20 protein-coding genes are annotated in these 23734 nt (G+C 41.7%); 17 read left to right on the top strand and 3 right to left on the bottom strand.

Going from position 1 to position 23734, the window contains the following annotated elements; translation table 11 throughout:
* Positions 1 to 42 precede the first annotated feature (42 nt).
* Positions 43 to 930, bottom strand: coding sequence for a LysR family transcriptional regulator (locus tag LY624_RS12800; protein ID WP_341803137.1), 888 nt, complete (start codon positions 928 to 930; stop codon positions 43 to 45).
* A gap of 110 nt (positions 931 to 1040) precedes the next feature.
* On the opposite strand from LY624_RS12800, the gene LY624_RS12795 reads away from it, so the two are divergent.
* A complete protein-coding gene (locus LY624_RS12795; protein WP_341803136.1) occupies positions 1041 to 2228 on the top strand; it encodes an MFS transporter in 1188 nt (395 codons plus the stop codon).
* Between the two features lie 93 nt (positions 2229 to 2321).
* On the opposite strand, the gene LY624_RS12790 is transcribed toward LY624_RS12795, so the two are convergent.
* Positions 2322 to 2906, bottom strand: a complete 585-nt coding sequence (locus LY624_RS12790; RefSeq protein WP_341803135.1) for a TetR/AcrR family transcriptional regulator — start codon at positions 2904 to 2906, stop codon at positions 2322 to 2324.
* Between the two features lie 234 nt (positions 2907 to 3140).
* On the opposite strand from LY624_RS12790, the gene LY624_RS12785 reads away from it, so the two are divergent.
* From LY624_RS12785 to LY624_RS12710, 16 genes are all read left to right on the top strand, one after another.
* The gene (locus LY624_RS12785) at positions 3141 to 3614 is read left to right on the top strand and encodes a phosphopantetheine-binding protein (protein WP_165381470.1); all 474 of its coding nucleotides are present in this window, start codon (positions 3141 to 3143) and stop codon (positions 3612 to 3614) included.
* A 17-nt stretch (positions 3615 to 3631) separates the two neighbouring features.
* Positions 3632 to 4882 (top strand): beta-ketoacyl-[acyl-carrier-protein] synthase family protein, encoded by a 1251-nt coding sequence (locus LY624_RS12780; protein WP_237118076.1) that lies wholly within the window; start codon positions 3632 to 3634, stop codon positions 4880 to 4882.
* Positions 4876 to 5943, top strand: coding sequence for a beta-ketoacyl synthase N-terminal-like domain-containing protein (locus tag LY624_RS12775; RefSeq protein WP_341803134.1), 1068 nt, complete (start codon positions 4876 to 4878; stop codon positions 5941 to 5943). The genes LY624_RS12780 and LY624_RS12775 overlap by 7 nt, the downstream gene beginning before the upstream one ends.
* Positions 5936 to 7210, top strand: a complete 1275-nt coding sequence (locus tag LY624_RS12770) for a beta-ketoacyl-[acyl-carrier-protein] synthase family protein (protein ID WP_341803133.1) — start codon at positions 5936 to 5938, stop codon at positions 7208 to 7210. The genes LY624_RS12775 and LY624_RS12770 overlap by 8 nt, the downstream gene beginning before the upstream one ends.
* On the top strand, positions 7203 to 8189 hold the full coding sequence (locus LY624_RS12765) for a hypothetical protein (protein WP_341803132.1): 987 nt from the start codon (positions 7203 to 7205) through the stop codon (positions 8187 to 8189). The genes LY624_RS12770 and LY624_RS12765 overlap by 8 nt, the downstream gene beginning before the upstream one ends.
* Positions 8176 to 11028 (top strand): aminotransferase class III-fold pyridoxal phosphate-dependent enzyme, encoded by a 2853-nt coding sequence (locus LY624_RS12760; RefSeq protein WP_341803131.1) that lies wholly within the window; start codon positions 8176 to 8178, stop codon positions 11026 to 11028. Before LY624_RS12765 ends, LY624_RS12760 begins: the two co-directional genes overlap by 14 nt.
* On the top strand, positions 11028 to 11789 hold the full coding sequence (fabG, locus tag LY624_RS12755) for a 3-oxoacyl-ACP reductase FabG (RefSeq protein ID WP_130150394.1): 762 nt from the start codon (positions 11028 to 11030) through the stop codon (positions 11787 to 11789). Before LY624_RS12760 ends, fabG begins: the two co-directional genes overlap by 1 nt.
* Positions 11790 to 11792: 3 nt before the next feature.
* Positions 11793 to 12560 carry an SDR family NAD(P)-dependent oxidoreductase gene (locus LY624_RS12750; protein WP_341803130.1) on the top strand — a complete coding sequence of 256 codons (768 nt, stop codon included), beginning with the start codon at positions 11793 to 11795 and terminating at the stop codon, positions 12558 to 12560.
* Positions 12548 to 13747, top strand: a complete 1200-nt coding sequence (locus tag LY624_RS12745) for a DUF1302 family protein (protein ID WP_130150396.1) — start codon at positions 12548 to 12550, stop codon at positions 13745 to 13747. Before LY624_RS12750 ends, LY624_RS12745 begins: the two co-directional genes overlap by 13 nt.
* Positions 13748 to 13756: 9 nt before the next feature.
* Positions 13757 to 14581, top strand: a complete 825-nt coding sequence (locus tag LY624_RS12740; RefSeq protein WP_062569627.1) for an outer membrane lipoprotein-sorting protein — start codon at positions 13757 to 13759, stop codon at positions 14579 to 14581.
* A 12-nt stretch (positions 14582 to 14593) separates the two neighbouring features.
* Positions 14594 to 17224, top strand: coding sequence for an efflux RND transporter permease subunit (locus LY624_RS12735; RefSeq protein ID WP_341803129.1), 2631 nt, complete (start codon positions 14594 to 14596; stop codon positions 17222 to 17224).
* Positions 17225 to 17626: 402 nt separating this feature from the next.
* Positions 17627 to 18217, top strand: coding sequence for a transcriptional regulator BetI (betI, locus tag LY624_RS12730; RefSeq protein WP_054554307.1), 591 nt, complete (start codon positions 17627 to 17629; stop codon positions 18215 to 18217).
* Position 18218: 1 nt separating this feature from the next.
* Positions 18219 to 19682, top strand: coding sequence for a betaine-aldehyde dehydrogenase (gene betB / locus LY624_RS12725; RefSeq protein ID WP_341803128.1), 1464 nt, complete (start codon positions 18219 to 18221; stop codon positions 19680 to 19682).
* Positions 19682 to 21352, top strand: coding sequence for a choline dehydrogenase (gene betA / locus LY624_RS12720; RefSeq protein ID WP_341803127.1), 1671 nt, complete (start codon positions 19682 to 19684; stop codon positions 21350 to 21352). The genes betB and betA overlap by 1 nt, the downstream gene beginning before the upstream one ends.
* A gap of 129 nt (positions 21353 to 21481) precedes the next feature.
* Complete coding sequence (locus LY624_RS12715; protein ID WP_341803126.1) at positions 21482 to 22699, top strand: BCCT family transporter; 1218 nt, start codon at positions 21482 to 21484, stop codon at positions 22697 to 22699.
* A gap of 12 nt (positions 22700 to 22711) precedes the next feature.
* Positions 22712 to 23419, top strand: a complete 708-nt coding sequence (locus LY624_RS12710) for a TorF family putative porin (RefSeq protein ID WP_237118088.1) — start codon at positions 22712 to 22714, stop codon at positions 23417 to 23419.
* Between the two features lie 56 nt (positions 23420 to 23475).
* Here the strand turns inward: LY624_RS12710 and LY624_RS12705 are convergent, their stop codons facing one another.
* Positions 23476 to 23691 carry a hypothetical protein gene (locus tag LY624_RS12705; protein ID WP_237118089.1) on the bottom strand — a complete coding sequence of 72 codons (216 nt, stop codon included), beginning with the start codon at positions 23689 to 23691 and terminating at the stop codon, positions 23476 to 23478.
* Positions 23692 to 23734: the final 43 nt, after the last annotated feature.

Below are 23734 nucleotides of genomic sequence, written 5' to 3'. Positions count from 1 at the left end.
ATGTCAGTAATCACAAAACACTTTTGTTAAAAATGCAAAAAACTACAGCGTTAACTTGGGTGCTATAAAGTCTAAGAACGCTAATACTCGTGATGATACACCGCTATTTTGATAATACACCGCATGCACTTTTTCACGACGATTAGGGCTCAATACTTCGCCTTCGAGCACTTTTACTAAACGGCCTGCTTTTAAATCTTCGTTGATCATAAATTCCGACAATAAGGTAATGCCATGACCTTGAATACAAAGCTGGCGTACCGTTTCACCGCTTGATGCACTGATTGAAAATCTAAGATCTAAAGGCGTGGTTAACGGCCAGTGGTTTAAATGCGGCGCATCGGTAAAACCAATAAGTTGTTGCGAGGCTAAGTCGGTTAGCTCATTTAAAGGTGGTGAAGTTTTTAAATAATCAGGGCTGGCAACGAGCTGTAGTTTACTAACTCCCAAAGTGCGCGCATGCAAGTTTGAGTCAGCGAGTTCGCCAATACGAATAGCAATATCGGTTTTATGTTCAAGCAAATCGATAATACTGTCGTGGCTGGTGATCTCGAGTTTTATATCAGGATACGCTTGGTTAAAGGCCTTTAAATGTGGCGCTAATTGATGAAACACAAAGGGGCTTGCGGCATCAACTCTTAATTTTCCTGATGGCGCACAGTGAAGAAGTTTTAGGGCTTCTTCGCCTTGTGCAAGCTGGCTGAGTGCTTCTCTAGCATAGCCTAAAAATAACTCACCTTCTTCGGTCAGCTCAATGCGCCTTGTGGTGCGGTTGAATAAGGTAACGTTTAAAGATTTTTCGAGCCGAGTTACCGCCCGTGATATTTTTGCTACTTGCTCATCTAAGGCATTAGCTGCACTTGAGAATCCGCCGGTATCAACCACGCTGATAAATGCTTCTAAATCTTGGGTGTTGGAGATCACGCTCATGGCAATACCTTTTCATTTTTGACAAAAGTATTTTGTCACTACTGCTATTTTTTGCAAATTTAATTTTAGCCACAATAGCCGCACTTTCAAAATTAAATAGAGGATATGTGATGCCAATCGCATTACTTGCGTTGACTCTCAGTGCGTTTGCCATAGGCACCACTGAGTTTGTGATTGTCGGCTTAGTGCCAACTATCGCTGATGATTTAGCGGTTTCGTTACCGAGTGCCGGGCTACTTGTTAGCTTGTATGCATTAGGTGTTGCAGTGGGGGCGCCAGTGCTAACTGCGCTTACCGGACGCTGGAATCGAAAACATGTATTACTTAGCTTAATGAGCCTATTTGTAATTGGTAATTTACTGGCTTGGCAAGCACCTAGTTATGGCAGTTTGATCACAGCAAGGGTTCTAACAGGCCTTGCCCACGGGGTGTTTTTCTCGATTGGTTCAACCATCGCAACAGGGCTTGTTAGTAAAGATAAAGAAGCCAGTGCTATCGCGATTATGTTTACGGGGTTAACGGTTGCATTAGTAACTGGTGTGCCATTAGGGACTTGGATTGGTCAGCACTTTGGTTGGCGAGCAACCTTTTTAGTGGTGTCTTTACTGGGCTTAATTGCACTGGTTGGCAGCGCGTTTTTAATTCCGAGTAACTTAAAGCAAAGTAAACCTGCCACTTTAGGTGAGCAACTAAAAGTAATGGTGCAACCTAGGCTTTTACTGGTGTACTTGATGACCATACTTGGTTATGGCGGTACATTTACGGCCTTCACATATTTAGCGCCCATTTTAGAGCAGCAAACGGGTTTTGCATCAGCCACTATTAGCTTAATCATGCTGGTTTACGGGGTATCGGTTGCTGTTGGTAACATCTACGGCGGTAAGTTAGCCGATAAAAAAGGCCCGATAAGTGCGCTTACTATTATCTTTAGTGCTTTGAGTATTGTGCTGTTGGTGCTGACCTTTACCATGCAATCTAAAGTCGCTGCGGTACTGACCATACTTGTCTGGGGTGCATTTGCATTTGGTAATGTGCCTGGGCTGCAAGTTTATGTGGTTAAACTTGCTGAAAAGTTCGCACCCAATGCCGTCGATGTGGCATCAGGGTTAAACATTGCAGCGTTTAATATCGGTATTGCGCTGGGCTCAGTGTTAGGTGGCGTTGTGGTTGAAAACTACTCATTGCAAGACACTGCTTGGATTGGCGCTATCATCAGTTTAGCGGCGTTAATTGCAACACGATACAGTGGTTATTTAGATAAGCGTGAAGCTGTTTTAGAGCTGAAGCTAGAAAAATAACAACGCCGAAAGTTAGCTGTACCAACCTTTGCACACTTTTAGTCAAAGGTTGGTGGTGAGCTGGGTAAAAATAAGTTGCAAATGGCTTCACAATTATTTTATCTCATCAACAAGCAAATTAATGATTAAGCTAATAACCTCTGTTTTTGGCAGCGGTAGTGCATTTGATGTAATGGAAAAACCTTCAATAAATGGAATAAGTAATGACACGACAACCTTACTTTTTTGTTCGCTGAAGCCTAGCGAGATCAGCAGTAACTCAAGCTCCGTACCACATTTTTTATAGTAGTTTTCTAAACTGGTGAGTACTTTTTCTGAACGGCATGAAATAGCCCAAATTTCTCGAAAAACTTCACACCAATCTTGGATATCGTCAAGGGCAAGTAGGTTACTGATGTAGTTCTTAATGGCTTGAGGGTTATTTTTTAGTTCAATATCACTCATCGAACTACGGATATGATCAAGGCAAACTTCTAAATATGAATCAATTACTTGAACAATTAATCCGTCTCTGTCTCCAAAATGATATTGTACATTACTGAGAGTCACACCACTTTTCTCAGCAACTTTTCTGAGAGTGAGTCCTTGATTGCCATTTTCACTGAGCATTTTAGTTGCTGTTTGAATGATAATCTCTTTATTTGATTCCATTTTCACCACACAGTTGTTGAATTTCATATTCCGACCATTCTAGCAAAGAATATTATTTTTTTGTCATACCGCAACTATTTATGTTCATAACCTATCTCGTAGAGGCTTTAAGGAAGCAATAAATTATTCTCTGGCAAAACCCTGAGTATTAAATTTTTGTTAACTTTAAAATGTTTCAATTATCATCCTATTGACAATATTGGTCAGTTGACCTAGTGTGTGCGTGCTTTTATTTTTGTTTCTTACATAGGGAAAATTACAGTGGAAATTACAAAAGATGTTGTTGTTGATGTTATTGCAGAGGTATTAGAGCTTGATAAAGATGAAGTCGCTTTAGACAGCTCTATCGTAGATGATCTGGGAGCGGATTCTTTAGATTTAGTTGATATTTCTTTTTCTTTAGGAAAAAAGCTGAAAATTAAAATGCCAACTAAAACAACATTAATTATTGCCAGTGAGCTTTGTGCAGATGAAAAGGCCTTTATACAAGGTGGCAAGCTTACTTCTGCAGGCGTTGATTTATTGATAAATAGTCCAAGTCATTATTCACAAAGTGAAATTGATGTGGGCATGGCTGTCAGTGATTTACTTAGTTTGACAACCGTTCTGCACTGGTTCTATTTAGCTAAAGATGTGTGTGGACATGCTAGCCAAAATGGTGATGTGTTACTGCAAGAGTATGTCGAACAATTCTGTGTATCTAGAGATATTGAGCTGATAAACGTACCAGCATAATTTGTTAGGGAAAACTCATGCACAAGGTTGTTATTACAGGGATTGGCGTAACTGTTAAAAATCACCAAGACCCTCATACGTTGTTTGCAACTTTAGAGTCTGGTCAGTCTCTTATTACAGATGACCATATTTTAAAAGGAATGGGGATCGAGGGCGTCGCCAGTAGTCGTATTAGCGATGAAGAAGTTACTCAGCTGCAAAGTCGGTACACATCACTTGATCAAACTAGGGTAGCACCATCTGGATTTGCGGGATTTGATGCGTTAACTAAATCAGTAAAAGATGCTGATTTAAACCCAGACCAACTTCGTCAAGCTGGTCTTTATTTTGGTACTAACAAAATACTGCCAACAGTTGATCTAGTACATCAGCTTGCTCAACAAAAAGCGGCAAGCGAAAAATTACCCTATCAATCGCCAGAGAGTGTGGATTATTACAATCCGCAAACGGTTGTCGCGGATATGGTTGAACACTTCGAAATTGGTGGGCCAGTGACATCTTGTGCCGATGCTTGTGCGGCAGGTGCATCAAGTTTGATCTCTGGTTTTAGGCAAGTCTCACGTGGTGCTTTAGATATCGCATTATGTGGTGCAGCCGATTTTGGAACACAACCCGTCATGCAGTTGCTCTTCAAAAATATAGGCGCGCTCAATCAAGCGCAATTATTTAATTGTGCGAGTGAAGTATCAAGACCTTTTGATAGCAATCGTGCAGGAGTCGTGCTTGCTGATGGAGCAGCCTTTGTTGTACTCGAGAGTGAAGCGTCGGCAAAGCAAAGAGGTGCGTCTATTTATGCATATGTTTGCGGCGCTCATCGATGTACCGAATCTTATAAAATGACCTCGACTGAACCCAGCGGTAAGTTTTATGCACAGTGCATGCAAGCAGCCCTTGAAAATAGCTGTGTCAGTGCTGAGGACATTGACCATATTAGCGCACACGGTACCTCAACCAAGAGTAATGACAGTGCTGAAAGTCGTGCTATTGAACAGGTCTTTGGCAGCCATACGCCTGTTACTTCAACAAAGTCAGCGTTAGGGCATTCATTGGCAGGGAGTGGTGCAATTGAAGTGGTTTTATCTGCATTGAGTATAAAAAACCAAGTCATGCTGCCGACCTTAAACTTTGAATCCCTTGGCGATGATGATGCAAAGGTGAGTGTTGTGAAGAGTGCGACACCTAAAGCAATCAATTATTTGCTTAGTAACTCGTTTGGTTTTGGAGGAGTAAATACAAGCATTGTTTTAGCGAGGGATAGCGCATGTTAAAGCCTGTGTACTTATTTCAAGGTGAGACACTGCTGGCGCAGAATACATCATTAGAATCACTACTCACTCATAAAGGCAGATTAATGAGTACGCCTTTTGAAAGTGCTGATTTAATTAATCACTCCATTTTTATTTCTACGCTAGCAGACGAAAATCTCAAGGATGTTGGCGCTGAGCGCATGGTACGTAAAACCAGTGAGCGTCAAGCTCGTTGGCTTATTGCAAGTGGCGTAAGAACGTGGCGAATTTATTTTAATGAGCCACAGAATAAAGCGGGATTATTTATCGGTTTAGGAACCGTTGACTGCGATGAAGAGGACAATCCTGAGCTCGTTCAAGAACCGACTGCTGAGTGCTTAGCTACCGCAATGTTAGAAGAGAGGCGGCCGCTTGTTTGTTTAGCGTTACTCAACTCTAGTGCTACCAGCCATATTGCACAATTGGCTGGTATTACTGGTGAAAATATGAGTTTTTCGCCATTACTGAGCGCGGGCTTAAATGCCCTATGTGAGGGCTACTTTGCGATTGCTGAAGGGCGTTTGAAACATGCTTTATGTGGTGGCGGGAGTCAAAAGATAACGCCTTGGTCTTTACTTGCCTATGAGTCAATCTGGGCTAATCAAGACAATTACTGGCTAAGTGAAGCGGCAAGTTTTTTTATTGCCAGCGATGAACCCCGTTTAAATCAGCACGCTGCGATAGGTGTTATGCGTCAAGCATATCGAGCTCGCCTACAAAATAATGCACATGCACTCACCGAACAGGTTAATCGCATAACGGGTTCACCTTTAATAGAAAATCAGCACGTTGTAAAAGTTATCCTTGTTGGAGCAAACCTTGAGCAACAAGATATTACGTTACATGCATTAGGTGATGAGCTTAAAAGCAGGGCGGTTGTATTGGATAGTTACGTTGGCAACACCATGGCTGCAGCTACAGCAATAGCGTGCAATAGTGCATTGAGCTATTTGCAAGACGCCGAACAGGGCTTCGTTATCGTGATTGCGTTTGGTGATCATGCTGAATTTGGAATGTTTTTGATAGAGGCTAACAATGACTAATCGAGTAGTGGTCACTGGACTGGGAGTGCTTAGCCCATTTGGTGTTGGCGTTGATTCATTTTGGTCTGCTGTAAAGGCAGGTGAAAATGCTGTTGATGCTTGGCATCCTCCTGGAGCTGAAGGCTTTCCTGTTCAGCACGGTGCAACAATTAAGCAAGATACACAAGCGTTGGTGGCAGAGGAATTGGTTGATTTTGAGTTACCAAAACACATCGAAAGACGTGCAATTTATGCACTTATTGCCGCTAAAGAAGCAATTAACGACGCACGTCTTGAAAATGAGTTGAGTCAAGCAGGGATTGCTGTGTGTAGTGGGGTACCTGAGCTTGATGACGCATCATTACTGGCCCTCGCTGAGCAGCCAAAAGCAGATATCATGAACTATGCATTGGCTGAGCGAGAGCAGGCAATAAAGCGTTTTTCAGGTATTAGATGCAGCAATGATGTATTGGCAACCACCTTGGCTGAACAATTGAATACGTCAGGATTTATTTGCAATGTGAGTGGCGCCTGTGCAGGGGCAACTCAAGCTATAGGTCTTGCATATCGTGCAATCAAGCGAGGTGAAGCATCGGTCATGTTATGCGGAGGTGCTGATTCTGTATTGAGCATTCGTACTCTATCTGCATTACATCTATTAGGTGCCACAGCAGAAACACAGCGTTTTGCGAATCAACTTTGTCGGCCGTTCGATCAAGATCGTGCAGGACTAGTAGCGGGTGAAGGCGGTGCCATGTTGGTACTTGAAAGTGAGCAGCATGCAAAGGCCCGTGGTGCCCATATTTATGCTGAAATTACCGGTTACGGTAGCTCTTTAGATGCTTACAAAGTCACCGCTCCCCACCCTGAAGGATTAGGGGCGATAAGTGCAATGGAGGGGGCGTTACAAAGTGCCGGTATTGGTGCTCAAAATGTACAGTATATAAATGCTCATGGTACATCCACTCCTTTAAATGATGTCATTGAAACAAAAGCAATTAAATCGGTTTTCGGTCAGCATGCAACGTCATTAAGTGTATCGTCTACAAAATCAATGATAGGTCACTGGATTGCGGCCGCTGGTGCGCCAGAAGCAATTGCAACAGTCCTTGCCATTCGTGATCAGTTCATGCCAGCCACCATTAACCTAACACAACCCGATGAGGGACTCGATTTAGATTATGTGATGGGGAAAGGGCGAGAGGCCAGCATTGACCATGCGCTATCAAATTCATTCGGGTTTGGTGGAATAAACGCGTCGTTAGCTATTGCGAGGTACTATGGATAGTCATTTAAGTTCTGTTGCACTGGTTGGGGTAGCGAGTAGTTTTGCTGACAGTGAATTTTCTTTACTGTTTGATAACCAACCAGAACACATTGCCGTGCCTCGTAAGCTTAAGCGTTATATGGCACCTGCTGCAATTAATTCATTAACAGCCACTTCACAGGCTTTGGCACATATCAGTTTGGCTGAGCGTGCTACAGAGGTTGGTATATACACGTCTCAAACGGGTTATGGTAGCCCATTTTATTCAGAGTTTAGTGCGGCATTACCCGAGAGCGCGGATTCAGCCGCCCAGACCTTTAAAGCATTATGGTCTAGTGAGCGAGTTAATCCATTTTTAATTACCAATGCCCTGAACAATAACTTGTTGGGTATTTCGGGGTTGAACTGGCAATTAAATGGAGATGCATGTGCGTTTATTCGAGATCAACTTGGTGCATTTGGCGCATTACAAGAAGCGATAGTCGCCATTGAAGCTGGTGAATGTCAGCTCGCTATTGTTGCAGTTGCAGGAAATAGCAATGACCCATTGGCAAAGTGGTTACAAGACACTGAGTCTGAAGTGGCAGAAGAGGTCACAAATGGCGCTACTACGTTAATTTTGGCAAGCGAAGAGTGGCTTTCAAAAACAGGTCACAAAGCCATAGCAAGGCTAAGCATTTTAGCAAGTGGTTATCATTTAAATACTGAGCAATTAAACACGCTCATAGCTGAATACGTTAAACCAAGCCATTTTTTAAGTTATTACATTGAGTCGGCTAAAGGTAAAAATCGTCTTTTAGCTGATGCATTAGCCTCTTGTAATGTCGCAAACCATCACCTTAATAGTTACAGCGGCTCGGACATATGCCCAGGGATTGTTACCTCAGTAGCCTGCAATTTATCAACACTTCGCAAACAAAATCACTCTACAGGCGTGTGTGTGAATTACGACCAAGCTGGTTTTTACTCATTTGTTAGGATTGAAAATGAATCGTTATAGTCAATATTGTAAGCCATCACTAAACCATGGCATTTATGCGATGGGGTTGGATAGAGTTTTTCATCGTGCAGAAAAAGGCACCTTATTCTATTTAGATGAGCAAGGAAATGAGCAAGCTATTATTGATTTTCTTGGTGGTTATGGTGCTGCGTTAATTGGCCATAATCATCCTCGTATGATAGATGCTGCGATGAAAAACTTTCAGCACCAAGTTGCATTCCACAACCAGTTTTCTGTTCGCGATGCCGCGAGCAAACTCGCTGAACGATTAAATGCACTTTTAAAAGAAGAAAATAATCAACAGGAAGATTTTTATTTCTCTTTTACAAGTACTGGGGCTGAATCGATAGAGGTTGCCATTAAGCATGCTGAAATGGCACGCCGTAGTGAAACGCAGCAATTAATAGAAGAAATGCAATTTGCTCTGTCACAAATAAAACGGTTGCCAACAGAAGGTAAGTTAGAACTCAGTGTGGCGCAGCGAGAGCTGTTAAATTTGAGCGAAGAGGCAACATTGAGTGATTTTGTCACTGCTGTGGGAGAATTTAATGAGCAACAGTTAAATATTCAGCCTTATTTTATTGTTCTTAAAAATGCATTTCACGGTAAATTGATGACGTCGATACAACTTACTCATGGGGAGATGTATCGGGCACCATTTGCACACCTTGGTGTGCAAGCAGAGTTTTTACCGTTAAACGAACTTGATTATGCAGCAGCTATGCTTAACGACAAGCATAATGCCACTTTATTACTGCCTAAAATCAAAGGTCACACAGTAAAAGTTAGCATTGAACCATTGCGACTGGCTACTGCACTGCTTGTCGAACCCGTACAAGGTGAGGGGGGGATTCATTGCTTAACATCAGAACATAGTCAGTGTTTAAAAAAACTTAGCCAAACACTTGGTTGTCCTATTATAAGTGATGAAATTCAGTCAGGTTCAGGTCGCTGTGGGGCATTAACTGCAGGTAGTCAGATTGATTTGAAAGCGGATTATATTGTGCTTTCAAAAGCGCTTGCGGGCGGGGTTGCTAAAATAGGCCTTGTTGCGATATGCAAAAGTAAGTATCAAGCAGGTTTTGATATCATCCAAAGTTCAACATTTGGCGAAGATGACCACAGTGCCAACATCGCGCTTGCATTTTTAGACGAGCTTTATGATCCAAACTTAAATTTATTGGCAGCCATTAAGCAGCAAGGTGAGGCAATTAAAGCGCGCCTTGGTGAACTACAAAATATTTATCCTGATATTATTAAAGACATACGCGGTAGGGGCTTACTCATCGGTATTGAGTTTAATGCCGACATGCCGCTTGATTCAATTTGGTTAAAATCAATCGTGTATCAGGGTTTCATGGGCTACATGATTACTGGGTATTTATTTAATAATTATAATATCCGTGTAGCGCCATCTTCTAGTGCGCCAAATGTTTTACGACTAGAACCAACAATCCATATAACAGAACAAGAACTGAGTCAGCTTATTGCTGGCCTGCATGATGTATGTGAGGTATTAAAAAACCAAGATAGCTATCACTTCTTAAAGCATCTAACGACCTCGGCAGAGGTGCGTTCTTCGCGTACAGAGCTTGCTGATTACCGAGCATTTTATGCCAATTTAGCTCAAACCCACACACCCGCTGACGTTAAAGTGGCTTTTGTAAACCACCTAATTTCTGCCGATTGGATTTGGCAAGTCGACCCTGCAATGGAAGGGGTGCCTGATGTTGAGGCAAAGCTACTTATTGAGCGTTTAGGTTTTGACTGGCGAGTCGTGCCGTTCCCGCCTATGAGAATGACTTCGGTAACGGGTAAAACGGTGGATTTTATCCTGTATCCCTTATCAGTCACGTCAGAACAAATTAGTGTCATGTTAGAAAATAATGAGCTTGATGCTATTCGACGTGCAGTGAGTGAGCGCGCGCAAACAGCACAACAAGATGGCTGTAGTGTGGCAGGTTTTGGCATGTTTACGTCTGTTGTGACCAATAATTGTAAGTCTATCCGCGCAACAGATATAGCCTTAACGTCGGGTAATGCACTGACGGTGGGGATGACGAAACTCGCAGTACTAGAGCATATTGAAAGCCACGATATGCAGATTGATAAAGTCGCGGTGATAGGCTCAGCAGGAAATATTGGCTCAGTTTACGCCACAATTATGACTGAGCACTGCCAGCAGTTAGTGTTGATTGGAAGCGCTCGAATGGGGTCGAAAAAGCGCCTACTAAAAGCGGCATATAAAATCTACAGCGATATTTGGCAGATGGTGAAATCACAAGCTCCGCTTACAGGAATCGTTAAAGTGGTTGCTGAACACCCCAAATGCCAACAATGGTTGGCTGATGAAGCAGCGGCACCTGTAGATTTACCCGCTGCGTTATTTGAATTATTTAGTCAAAGTAAAGAAGGGCTTGTTGTTATTGCCGATGACATCAGTGAGGCCTATGACTGCTCACTTATTATGTGTGCCACTAATGCATCTGAAGCTATTTTAGATGTGCAAAAGCTCCCCAAAAATGCCCTTATCTGTGATGTCTCTATTCCACATAACTTAAGTGAGAATGATTTGGCGCTACGCCCAGATATAACCTGTATTCGCGGTGGAATTGTTGGTACGCCAAATGGAGAGTCTCTTGATGGCAGAGCACGTGCTTATCTTAGCCAAGGGCAAATATATGCATGTATGGCTGAGTCTGTGATTCTAGGTTTAGAAGGTGTCCAGCAACATTACTCTTATGGTGATTTATGCAAATCGCAAGTCGATGAAATTTTAGCGATGGCTTCACGTCACGGATTTACCCTAGCCGGAAGTAAAAATGAGGGGTCAATGTAATGACTCAGCACTTAGATAATTTTAAAGCGCGCCCTGTAGCCTGTGTTACAGGAGCAACTCGTGGCATTGGTCGTGACATAGCCCTACATCTAGCAGCGCAAGGGTATGACATTGCATTTGGCTTTCGGGATGAAATTCACGCGAGTAATTTACATGAAGAGCTTGTTGCTTTGGGCGCTAAGGTCTTTTGCCAACCGTTAAATTTGTTTGATGCTAAAAGCATAAACAGCTTTTTTGATAGCTTAAGCACAGCACAGTTTGGTTTGGATTTACTTGTGAATAATGCCGGTATTACGAAAGATAATCTCCTTGCAATGATGAGCCAAGAAGAGCTTGAACAGGTTATTCACGTGAACCTTATTGCGCCTATTTTATGTGCGCAAGCGGCGCTCAAGATAATGCTGCCACAAAAGCAAGGTTGCATTATTAACATGTCATCGATTTCAGCAACTAAACCCAACCCAGGGCAAACAAATTACGCTGCAAGTAAAGCGGGTATTGAGGGCTTTACACGAGCCCTAGCGGTGGAAGTTGCCCGAAAAAATATACGGGTCAACTGTATTGCTCCTGGCATCATTGAAACAGATATGGTGTCTGATTTACTAAAAGGAAATGAGCAGCAAGCAAAGTCGAAACTGTTAAGTAAGCGACTTGGGAAGCCCCGAGATATCAGTGCGTTGGTTGCCTATTTGGCAAGCCAACAGGCTGAGTTTATTTCGGGGGAAGTATTTAATGTTAATGGCGGGATGTTGTTAAGGTAAGAAATGGAAAACGTAATTAATTCAGTACTTGTAACAGGAGCTGCTAACGGTATTGGCGCAGCGTGTGTAGATAAGTTTATAGAACAGGGATGTCGCTATGTTATTGCACTTGATAAAGATGAAGTGAAGTTACATGAAATGCGACATAAATACCGTGATAAAGACATTATTTTTATTGCAATCATTGCCGATTTAACAAGCCAAGACTATTACTCGCAGCTAACTGATGCGCTGCAACCTCTGAGTCAGTTAGAAGCCATTGTATTGAGCCATGGTATTGCCGATGAGAACGAAATTTCTGAACGGGATATTTTTGCCCGTGTAATGGATGTCAATGTCACTAGTTGTCAGTCAATTATTGCTCAATGTGAAAATAAGCTAGCAAAGGGAAGCGCGGTTTTATTCATCTCTTCAATCCTAGGAAAAATGGGCAACCTTCGAAACACAGCTTATTGCAGTTCAAAGCATGCGCAGTTAGGGATGATGAAAGGTTTGGCAATGGACTGGGCAAGGCATGGTATTCGTGTCAACGCTATTTTACCTTGCTATGTTGATACACCGCTTTTAAGAAGTGAGCTGCAAAAGCAGGCTGATATGGTTGGCTCGACCTTAGACCAGGTAATGCGAAAAGCAAAAAAACGTATACCGATGCGTGCCTATGTGCAAAGTAGCGATATTGCCGACAGTACTTACTTTTTATGTTCGCAGCAGGCGCGCATGATCACTGCGCAATCTCTGATTATTGATGGAGGCAGTTCATGCGGTGGTTAGCATTAATCGTAATGGGCAGTGCTAGCGCGAGTAGTTATGCAAACTTATATATTCAACCTAATTTAACCACCAGCTTTGGCTATAACGTCTCAGAACATTATGCAACTGAGCAAAGAGTCGAGTTAGCAACAAAGCTGGAATTTAGCACAGAAAATATAGATTTCACTTTTGACGGAAGAGTCGAGCATGACTTTGTGTATAACAACAATGATCGCTTCAGTATTGAAGCTCAAGACCAATATGAATCGCGAGCAATTATCGAAGAAGCGTATATTTCCGGTGAAATAAGTAATCGCTTTTGGTCGTTTGGTTATCAGAAAGTTGTATGGGGTGAAGCGGATGACTTACGAGTTGTCGATGTTATTAACCCGTTAGATTATAAAGACTTTATCTTTTTCGATATAGATGATTATCGTTTAGCTGTGCCAATGTTCAAGCTTGATTATGAGTATGAAAATGGTGACACGCTAAACGTTATCACCACGCTTCAACAGCTGAGTAATGAGTATCCTGCATCCAGAGCCGAGTTCGGTAATAATTATTACCCCAATAGTGAGCAGACACAGTGGGGTAAATATGAATTAGGCTTACGTTACAGTACATTCGCGTTAGCCACAGATGTTAGCCTTTATGCTTTTCACGGGTATCAAGATGATCCTGTCGTCACTTTGTCGCCAAGCGAGCGCACGCTTTATTCATATGAAAAGTTCTCTATGCTTGGTACGAGTTTAAGCAAACCCATAGATGCATTTGTGCTGCGGACTGAGTTTGCTTATTTTGATAATTACACAGTGAATGACAGTGACTTATCTTTTAAAAACGTTAACAAGCTAGAAGCCTTAATAGGGCTTGATTACCGCTATAAAGACTGGACGACTACGGTACAGTTTACTGACCGCATCCTCAATGGATGGCAGCCCTCTTATCTTATTCCAAAATCTGCACCCATTTACACTGCTTCCGCAGAGAGAGGTTTCTTTGCCAATCAGCTCTATATTCGCGCAGCAGTCAGTTACCTCGACAATCAGGGTGGCGGAGCCCTATCTCAACTTAAGTTAACTTATAAACCTAATCAACAGTGGGTTTTAAAGCTAAATCTCGATCTTATTGAAGGTGATCAAGAAAACTACTTAGGTGCCCAGCAGCAGCGTGATCGTATTTGGTTAGCTGCAACTTATTATTTTTAAGGAGAGAAAATGAAACTAACATGCTTTTTAGCCTCAATGAGTATTGTATTTAGTGCAGCAACGTATGCTGAGGATGCAGATAAAATCTTACAACAAGTGCGTGATCGTAATGATGGCAAAGACTATTTATCAACAGTGACGCTTCGCACTCTAAGTGAAGATAGCGTGCTTAATCAGCGTCAGTTTTACATGTTGCAAAAGGATATCGAAAAAGACGAAGTAATGGTGCTCGCCATAAAAGCTCCTGCGGATGTGAGAGATATTAGCTTTTTGATGCGTAGCTTCGAAGAAGGAACAGCTCAAGAAGACGAGCAGTGGATGTACTTGCCTGCATTTAGAAAAGTAAGGCGTATATCTGCTACTGATAAACGCGGTGCATTTATGGGCAGTGAATATTCTTATTACGACCTCGATAAGCTACGCGTAACAGATTTTGACTCAAAAGTTATAAAAACTGACATGCTAGATGGTGTTGAAACCTATGTCATCGAGCGAGAGCCGAAGTCTCAGGATGTGATTAATAAGTCAGGTTATTACAAACTGGTTACGTGGGTTGATAAACAAAGAAAGTTAATTCTTAAACAGCAGTACTATGACGCAAAAGGTATTCTTTTTAAGCAGTTAGATATCGATAAGGTTGAGAAAGTACAAGACATATGGACCATCACGGCATCTACGATGAGCAACTTTGTAGAGAATAAAAAGAGCACTTTTCTATTTCATGAAACCCTTTATAACCAAGGTGTTGATGATGCAATTTTTAGAAAATCAAAGCTTAAAAGAGGCATAAAAGACAGCGATGTCGCAGAGTTAACTAAAATCTCTGAGTTATAATAGGACACTGAAATGTTAGAGAAATACCTAGATTTTGTTTTTAAATATCCAAAATCGATACTGGCGATATTGTCGCTTATTACCGTTTATTTTTTTATCGCTTCGGCTAATCTCAGTGAGGATAACAACCCTTACTTTTTACCTAAAGATCACCCTGCACGCAGTACTATTTTTGATTTGCGCGATGAGTTTACCGGAACATATGACTCTGTCATGATCGCTTTGCATAACGAAGATACTGTGTTTAATCAGGCATCAATTAACGCTATTTTTGACTTATCTCGTGCCGCAGAGCGAATGAACTATGTTGATGAAACAGATGCTCAAATGCTTCAAGATCTTAAAGCTGATCATCCTGAAAATAGCGAGTTAGTGGCAAGTATTGATGAAATTCTTGCAGATGGTATGACCCCAAGTGATGGTTTGATTGCGCGTGAATTGCTTAATCGCGCAGTTGAGTGGCAGTTAACAACTAAACAGCAACGCAACTTAAGTGTGTTTGTCGAGCGAGTAGACCCTGTAAGAGAAATGGCAGGATTGTCGTCGACTGAAAATGTATTTTTAGACGAATACGGCACTATGTTCGCACAAGAAACGGTGAATAAGCGAAATCAAGATATCGAGTTCGTAAAAAATGCAGTCATAGATAATGAGTTAATCGAATATGGCCCAATCTCTCCAGATGGCAAAGTCGCGCTTATTGTTGTTGAGTTAAGTATTTTAGAAGACGATGCAACAGGGCAAGTACGTGCCTATGAGGCATTCAAGCAACTGGTTGCAGATTATCAAATTGCTCACCCAGAGTTAAAAGACGATATTTATATTAGTGGTGTGCCAGTCTTTTTTGCAGCTCAAAAGCAGGTAATAGACCATGATTTTGCGACCTTGCTACCCATTGTTCTACTGTTGATAACCGTTATTTTAGCTGTATTTTTCAGAACTATTTTAGGGGTTATTATCCCGTTAATTAATGTTGTGATGTGTACCATATGGACCATGGGTATGATGGCTGTGGTAAACGCTCCATTGGATGTAATTACGGCTATTTTACCTGTTTTTCTAATCACGATTTGTTTATCGGATGCCATTCATGTCATGGCTGAGTATTATCATCAGAAAAAGATTGTTAAATCACGCTTAGTTGCAATTCGCAGTGCAATGATACTCATGGCTTCTCCTGTTGTTTTAACGACAATTACAACGTGTTTAACGTTTATTGTGTCAACCTCATCAAGTATCGAGAGCCTCAGAAACTTTGGGTTATTCATTTCATTCGGTATGTTTGTAGCCTTAATTATTTCACTCTTATTAATCCCTGCATTACTGGCTCTTTTTCCGAAAAAAGACATTTTTAAACAGCAGCACGCGCAAAGTAGTAGTGACGTTAGTAAAAAGTACTTTATAAGTCGATTATTAGTCGCTGCACTGACGCCTGTCATGGCAAATAGAAAAATGTTTACAGTCATTTTCATTGGCTTATTTATTGGGTCTGGCTTTTTAGCGTCAAAGGTTCGAGTTGACGACATGGGTTCTGGTTATTTTCCAAAACAAAGTGATTTTCGTATCTCAGATGATTTTATAAATAATCATATAGCAGGCACGAGCCCAGGTTGGATCGAAGTAGATACCGGCAAAGATAATGGCGCTTTAACAGTTGAAATCAGTCACTTCATTGACCGTTTAGAGCAGCATATCCATCAGCATGAAACAGTAAACTATAGTTATTCTCTGGCACGTTATGTGAGACGAATAAACTACACGCTTAATGATTTTAACCCTGAATATAACCGTCTACCAGAAGATGTTGAACGCTTTATTGAGATTGATGAAGACACACAAGAGCCCTATGAGATCAGCATTTCAGGGAGCGACATTATTAGGCAGTCTATTCTTATGTTTGAAAATAGTGGTGGTTCAGATGTAACGAATGTATTAAGTGAAGATTTCTCTAAAACAGTATTACTCTATACGCTAGGGACCACGGTGGCTAATGATTATCAAGCATTTTTAGATCATACCTTACCGTGGATCGAAGCAAATAAACCAGAGGGTGTCACCATTACCCACGCGGGCTCCCCTATTATTTGGACCGCGGTGTTAGATGCCTTGGTTAAGAGTCAAACGGTCAGTGCATCGATAGCATTATTAACTGTTTTACTTGTGATGATGGCTTGGTTTAGATCGATACGTCTTGGTTTAGCTGGAACACTACCGTTATTATCAACAGTGATGATCTACTTTGCGCTTATGACGCTGTTAAATATTGAGCTAAATATTGGTACTGCCATTATTTCATTCTTAGTACTGGGGATTGTTGATTATTCAGTGCACTATATATTAAGAATTCAGCATGAAATTAAGAATGGTTTTACAATTAACCATGCACTAGTAAATGCAATGAGAGTAAGTGGTCGCGCAATTATTGCAAATGTCTTAGTGTTTAGTATTGGCTTTATCGCGTTATTATTTTCACAGCATCAAGCCCTTATCGACCTAGGTGCCTTAGTTGGTTTATCGCTGCTCATTAGTGGCTTAGTCACGCTGTTTGTTATTACTTTATTTGCGCCGTGGTTCTTTAAAGACCAGTTAAACGCATCGCAATCGAGCAGGACCATGGCCGTAATGAATGAGGCCAGAACATAAGTTTTTAATCTACCCATGTACTTTGTCGTTGCGCTTTCGTTTAATAACAGCGAAAGCGCATCGATGGAGTACTTTTTTGAGTGCATTGTGCATACCTCTGGCACAGCAACTACACTTACCAAATTAGCCTAATTTAGCAACATACAAAGTGCTATCTCATAGTGTCTGCGAAAAAGAATAAAAATCTCGTTATTAACATGATTTAGCCATAATTCATGCTTTTTAATCTTAATTTTGAAAAAATTTAGAACTTTTTTATATCCCGAATAATAAGCCTAATAACAATCGCTTAGCTGAAGTGAGTGATGCCGTTTTGTTGTTGTTTACAATTTGTCAACCTTGAATTGCCAAGATGATTACCTTAATCTTTATTTTAATTGAACGTTCAATCAATAAAAAGTTATGCCGAAAGTTGGAATGGAACCTGTTCGTCGTCAGCAGTTAATTGACGCCACAATAGAGTCGGTTGCAGAGCTTGGTTTGCAAGGCACCACCATAAATAGCATTAGTAAAAAGGCAGGCTTGTCGTCTGGCATTATCAGTCATTATTTTGGTGGTAAGCAGGGCTTAATTGAAGCCACTGTGCGTTATTTATTGACGAGTTTAAAGCAAGCTCTGATGAATCAAGTAACGCCGCAGACCAGCCCAGAGCAACGATTAATGTTTATCGTTGAAGCAAACTTTTCGCGCATTCAGCAGCAAAGCAATAACACCAAAACCTGGTTGAGCTTTTGGGCGCATTCAATGCACGACGCCCAGTTGCATCGCTTACAAAACGTAAATAGTAAACGTTTATTTAGTAACTTATTAAGTTCATTCAAACAGTTAATGAGCGATAGCGATGCCAACTTAGCTGCTGAGTTAAGTGCAGCCATGATCGATGGTTTATGGCTAAGAGCCGTATTAAGTAAGTCAGACCAAGATCAATTCGAACATTGTGAGCAATTAGCTAAAGACTACATTCGTTCACTGATAAAACAGTATGGAGCCTAAAATGACCACACCTGTTTACGAAAATTTTATTAATGGCCATTTTCTAAAGAATCAAACTGGCGATACCTTTGCAGTTAAGAATCCTGCAACGGATGAAGTGATTTATCACGTTGAAATCGCTGATGAGTTTATTCAAAACGCGGCAATCGAAAGCGCAAAACAAGGGTTTGCAGCATGGTCTGCAATGACGCCAATTGAGCGTAGCCGTATTTTATTAAAAGCCGTGGCAATCTTACGCGAACGTAACGATGAACTGGCAAAAGTAGAAGTACTTGATACGGGTAAGCCTTGGCAAGAAGCTGAGTGTGTCGATGTTGAAACAGGTGCTGATGTTATCGAATATTTTGCTGGTCTTGCTCCTGCGCAAGTGGGTCAGCAGCAAATGGTTGGCAATGATTTTTACTACACACGTAAAGAGCCTTTAGGTATTTGTGCCGGTATTGGTGCATGGAACTACCCACTGCAAATTGCGTGTTGGAAATCAGGCCCTGCACTGGCTGCGGGTAATGCGGTTATTTTCAAACCTTCTGAAGAAACACCACTTGGTGCAATTAAACTTGCAGAGATTTTCATCGAAGCGGGTGTACCTGCTGGCGTATTCAACGTTGTGCAAGGTGCTGCTGAAGTAGGGCAATGGTTAACAGCAAACCCAAATATTGAAAAAGTGTCGTTCACTGGTGAAGTGGGCACAGGCAAAAAAGTAATGGCAAGTGCTGCTGGTTCACTGAAAGATGTGACCATGGAGCTTGGCGGTAAGTCACCGTTATTAGTTTTTGATGATGCTGATGTATCACAAGCTGTTAGTGCGGCAATGCTAGGTAATTTTTATACGCAAGGCGAAATCTGCACTAACTGTACGCGCATTTATGTGCACAAAAATGTTTATCAGCAGTTTATTGATGAGCTGAAAACACGCACTGAGCAAAATATTATTGCTGGCGATCCAATGGATCCTGAGGTGAATTTAGGGGCGCTTATCTCTAAAAAGCACCAAGAGCTTGTACTTGGCTATATCGATAAAGGTATTCAAGAAGGTGCAACCTTATTAACCGGCGGTAAGGCTCTGTCACCTGCATCAGCACCTAGTGGCTACTTTGTTGAACCGACTGTTTTTGTCGACTGTAAAGACGACATGACCATAGTGAAAGAAGAGATCTTTGGCCCAGTAATGAGCGTGTTGGTGTTTGATGATGAAGATGACGTTATTCAGCGTGCAAACGATACCCACCTAGGCTTAGCCGCAGGTGTGTTCACTAAAGATATTCAGCGCGCACACCGCGTGATCCACCAATTACAAGCCGGTATTTGTTGGATAAACAGCTATGGTAATTCACCTGCAGAAATGCCAGTAGGCGGTTATAAGCAATCAGGTATCGGCCGTGAAAATGGTATCGAAACCTTGGATCACTATACCCAAACTAAATCGATTTATGTGGGTATGAGCAATATAGAGAGTCCATTTTAATGAGTACACAGAACTATGATTACATCATAGTCGGTGCTGGCTCAGCAGGCTGCGTGTTGGCAAACCGACTATCAGCAGACCCTTCTAATAAGGTGTTACTACTTGAAACGGGTGGTAGCGATAAAAGCATTTTTATAAAGATGCCTACCGCGCTATCAATCCCAATGAATACCGACAAATATGCATGGCAATTTCATACTGAGCCAGAGCCGTATTTAGATAACCGCCAGATGCACTGCCCACGAGGTAAGGTGTTAGGTGGCTCGTCATCGATTAACGGCATGGTGTATGTTCGTGGCCATGCCAAAGATTTTGATGAGTGGCAGCAACACGGTGCTAAGGGCTGGGATTACCAAGCTTGCTTACCGTATTTTAAACGTGCTGAATCATTCTACTTAGGTGGTAACAGTTACCGTGGCGAAAATGGCCCATTAGGGGTTAATAACGGTAATGAAATGGCTAACCCGCTTTATAAAGCCTTTATCAAAGCGGGCCAGCAAGCAGGTTATGCGCAGACTGATGACTACAATGCAGCCCAGCAAGAAGGCTTTGGGCCAATGCATATGACAGTTAAAGATGGCGTAAGAAGCTCTGCCAGCCGTGAGTATTTAGACCCAGTTAAGTCACGTAAAAACTTAACGCTAGTCACTGGTGCTTTAGCTGAAAAAGTATTGTTAGAAGGCAAAAAAGCCGTTGGTGTTGAGTTTTCAGTATCTGGCTCTAAGCAGCAAGCATTTGCAGCAAAAGACGTTATTTTAAGTGCGGGCCCAATTGGCTCACCGCATATTCTGCAATTATCAGGTATTGGTGATAAAGACATCCTGAGTGAAGCGGGTGTTGAGGTTAAACATCACTTACCAGGTGTTGGCCAAAACTTACAAGATCACTTGGAGTTTTACTTCCAATATAAGTGTAAGCAACCAATTACTTTAAACGGCAAATTAGGTCTTGTTTCAAAAGGGCTCATAGGTGCGCGTTGGTTATTAAACCGCTCAGGTTTAGGGGCAACGAATCACTTTGAATCATGTGCATTCATTCGCTCAAAACCGGGCGTTGAATGGCCAGATATTCAGTATCACTTTTTACCAGCTGCAATTCGTTATGACGGTAAAAGTGCCTTCGATGGGCATGGTTTCCAAGTGCATGTTGGGCATAACAAACCAAAAAGCCGTGGTGCAGTAACGATTAAGTCGGCGGATCCACAGGTCGCACCAAAGATCCAATTTAACTACTTACAGCATCAAGATGACATTGAAGGCTTTAGAGCTTGCGTACGTCTAACTCGTGAGATTATCGAACAAAGTGCGTTTGATGAGTATCGCGATGGTGAAATTCAACCAGGTAAAGATGTTCAAAGCGATGCACAAATCGATGCTTTTGTTCGTCAAGCGGTTGAGAGTGCTTACCATCCGTCCTGTTCGTGCAAGATGGGTGAAGACGAGATGGCCGTGGTTAACTCGCAAACTCAAGTACACGGTATCGAAGGTTTACGGGTTGTGGATTCATCTATCTTCCCAACCGTTCCAAACGGTAATTTAAATGCGCCAACCATTATGGTGGCAGAAAAAGCGGCTGACCACATTTTAGGTAAGCCTGTGTTATCGGCATCAACTGCAGATGTTGCTATGGAAAAACAATGGCAATCAACGCAGCGTAGTTCGGAGATCTAATAAGGCCACCCGCAGTTTCGGCTGTGGGGCTTGCAGTGGCGCGCATCACGAGTTGTTTGTGATGCGTTAATGCGAGGAATAAAACTGGAGAAACAATGAAGTATTATTACTTATTTTGGGGGGGTAACTATGACCTTTTGGCTTAGTGCTGGCATCATTTTTACCCTGTTAGCAATTGCGGTTATTTTATTTAAATGGGGTACGGTAAGGTGTGTTGGCGTCACACCAGTTAGAACGTTTACGTTCATTGCAATTTTATTTACATCGGGCCTAGATGTTGGCTTGATTATGTTTCCACTGACAGAGTTTGCAGGTTATGCAGACATAAAAGCAAGCCCAGAGTATGCGTTTGCCAATCCATTAGCCATTGAGTTTGGTTTTTGGGGCTTCTTGATCTGGGGATTTTATTTCCTTACGTGCTTTTATTTCTGTGTAATAGAACCCAAAGTAAAGTTCTTCGAAATTGCTTGGGTAAAACTAATTAATAACATCGTTATTATTGGTACATGCGCATTTACTGCATTTTTACTGCTGTCGAATTTACCTTGGTATTTACCGTCGCTTGGTGATGGTGAGTCAATTATTCCGACATTTTACTTAATGGTGTTTGCAGCAATTTGCTTTGCTGTGTATTCGAGCACTGACATTAAGTATGTACGCTTTTTAAGTATTTCTACTACTTGGTTGTTTATCGCCTTAATTGCCTTTATGTGGTTTGGTGCCTTTGCTGGCTCAGATGCACAAACATCAGCGTTTGTTGATAACCTTGCGTTGATTGGTGGTTATTTTGGTAATATTGATGAATTTGTATTACCGCTGAATGATTACCATGCCTTTTATCTATTTTGGTGGTTTGCTTGGAGTATCATGATTGGTCAATTTACCTCGCGTTTTGTGGGTGGCCTAAAGACTTACCAAGTTCTGGCAGCCATGCTGATTTTCCCATCTATTCCAATCGCAATTTGGTTTAGCGTTTTATATCAATATCATGAAGCGGGTATTGCTACAGCAGGCCTGAAAAACATCGCTATGGTGTTTGTCGGTGTGGTATTTGTGATCAACTCACTTGATTCTTTGATCCGTTTATACACAGATAACCTAAACTTAACGGTGAAACGTTTTGGTAAGTTTAATTATATTGCCTTAAATGTGGTGGCGCTTTCATTGTTGACCCTGTTGTTTAAGTTCGACTTTTTACAAATCCAATGGGTTGGTGCGTTAGTGATTGCGTTATTTTTTGGCTGCGCTGTGTTTATTGGCTACAGCAAGTTAAAAACGGTGAAAAATATCGAGGGTTCACCAAAAGACAACAAATTAGATTACACAAAAATAGAAACAGTTAGCTAAGGGGAAATCAACATGACAACAAGACAAACACTACTCGCAACAGCGTTGCCATTGGCATTATTATCGACATCAGCGATGGCTGATTTATCAACTACAGTGACACTAGCATCAGATTACACTTTTAATGGCGTGAGCCAAACGCAAAATGATCCTGCTATTCAAGGTAGTCTAGACTATGCGTTTGCAGACTCGGGTATGTATGTGGGGACGTGGGCCTCAAATGTGGATTTTGGTGAGGGGACAGATATCGAATGGGATGCGTATTTTGGTAACTACGCGCAGATTAATCAAGCATTGAGCGTTGATTATGGTATTGCCTACTATTCATATCATGGTGAAGGTCATTCAAGCGATGGTAACTACCCTGAGGTTTATACTAAATTTGGTTATGCCAGTAGCTTAGGACAAACTGAGCTTAACTTTTGGTATAGCTGGGATTACTTTGGTTCTGGCGCAGGGCATGTAATTTCTATGCTTGCGCATACCTTTGAAATTGCACCAAATCACGCAATCCGTGCAAGCTTTGATATTTCAAATTCACTTGATGGTGATAAGTACACATGGGATGGCAGTGATAAGTCATATAACCACTATCGTATAGCTTATCAAACAAGCTTTGCTGGTTTTGACTTTGAGCTTGCCGGTGAAAATACCAGCCTTGATTGGGATACCGCAGACGAGCGCATTGTTGCGTCTATCTCGCGTAGCTTTGATTTATAAGTAAAGCTTTAGTAACGAAACGGCTAACCTTGGTTAGCCGTTTTTCTACTTGATAACTAGATTTCTTCGCCTTCATGCTGCATCGCTAAATCATCAAGCTCAGCAAGGGTGTAGTCAAAGCCGCTATTATCGACTTCGTAGCGTATTTTTACACCGAAACCACCTTGGCAGAGACTTGCGGTGACTTTAGCCACTGACCAGTGTTTAAGCTTGTTTAAAAACCGATTAGCGGTTTGCTGTGAGTCAAAGCGGTAACTGATTTGCGATTCCATCTTTTTACTAGCCTACAAATTTTTCCGAGAGTGTATGAAATTG

Source organism: Pseudoalteromonas sp. N1230-9 (assembly GCF_032716425.1).
Classification (GTDB): Bacteria; Pseudomonadota; Gammaproteobacteria; order Enterobacterales; family Alteromonadaceae; genus Pseudoalteromonas.
This window is presented reverse-complemented; position numbering and strand designations above follow the sequence as displayed.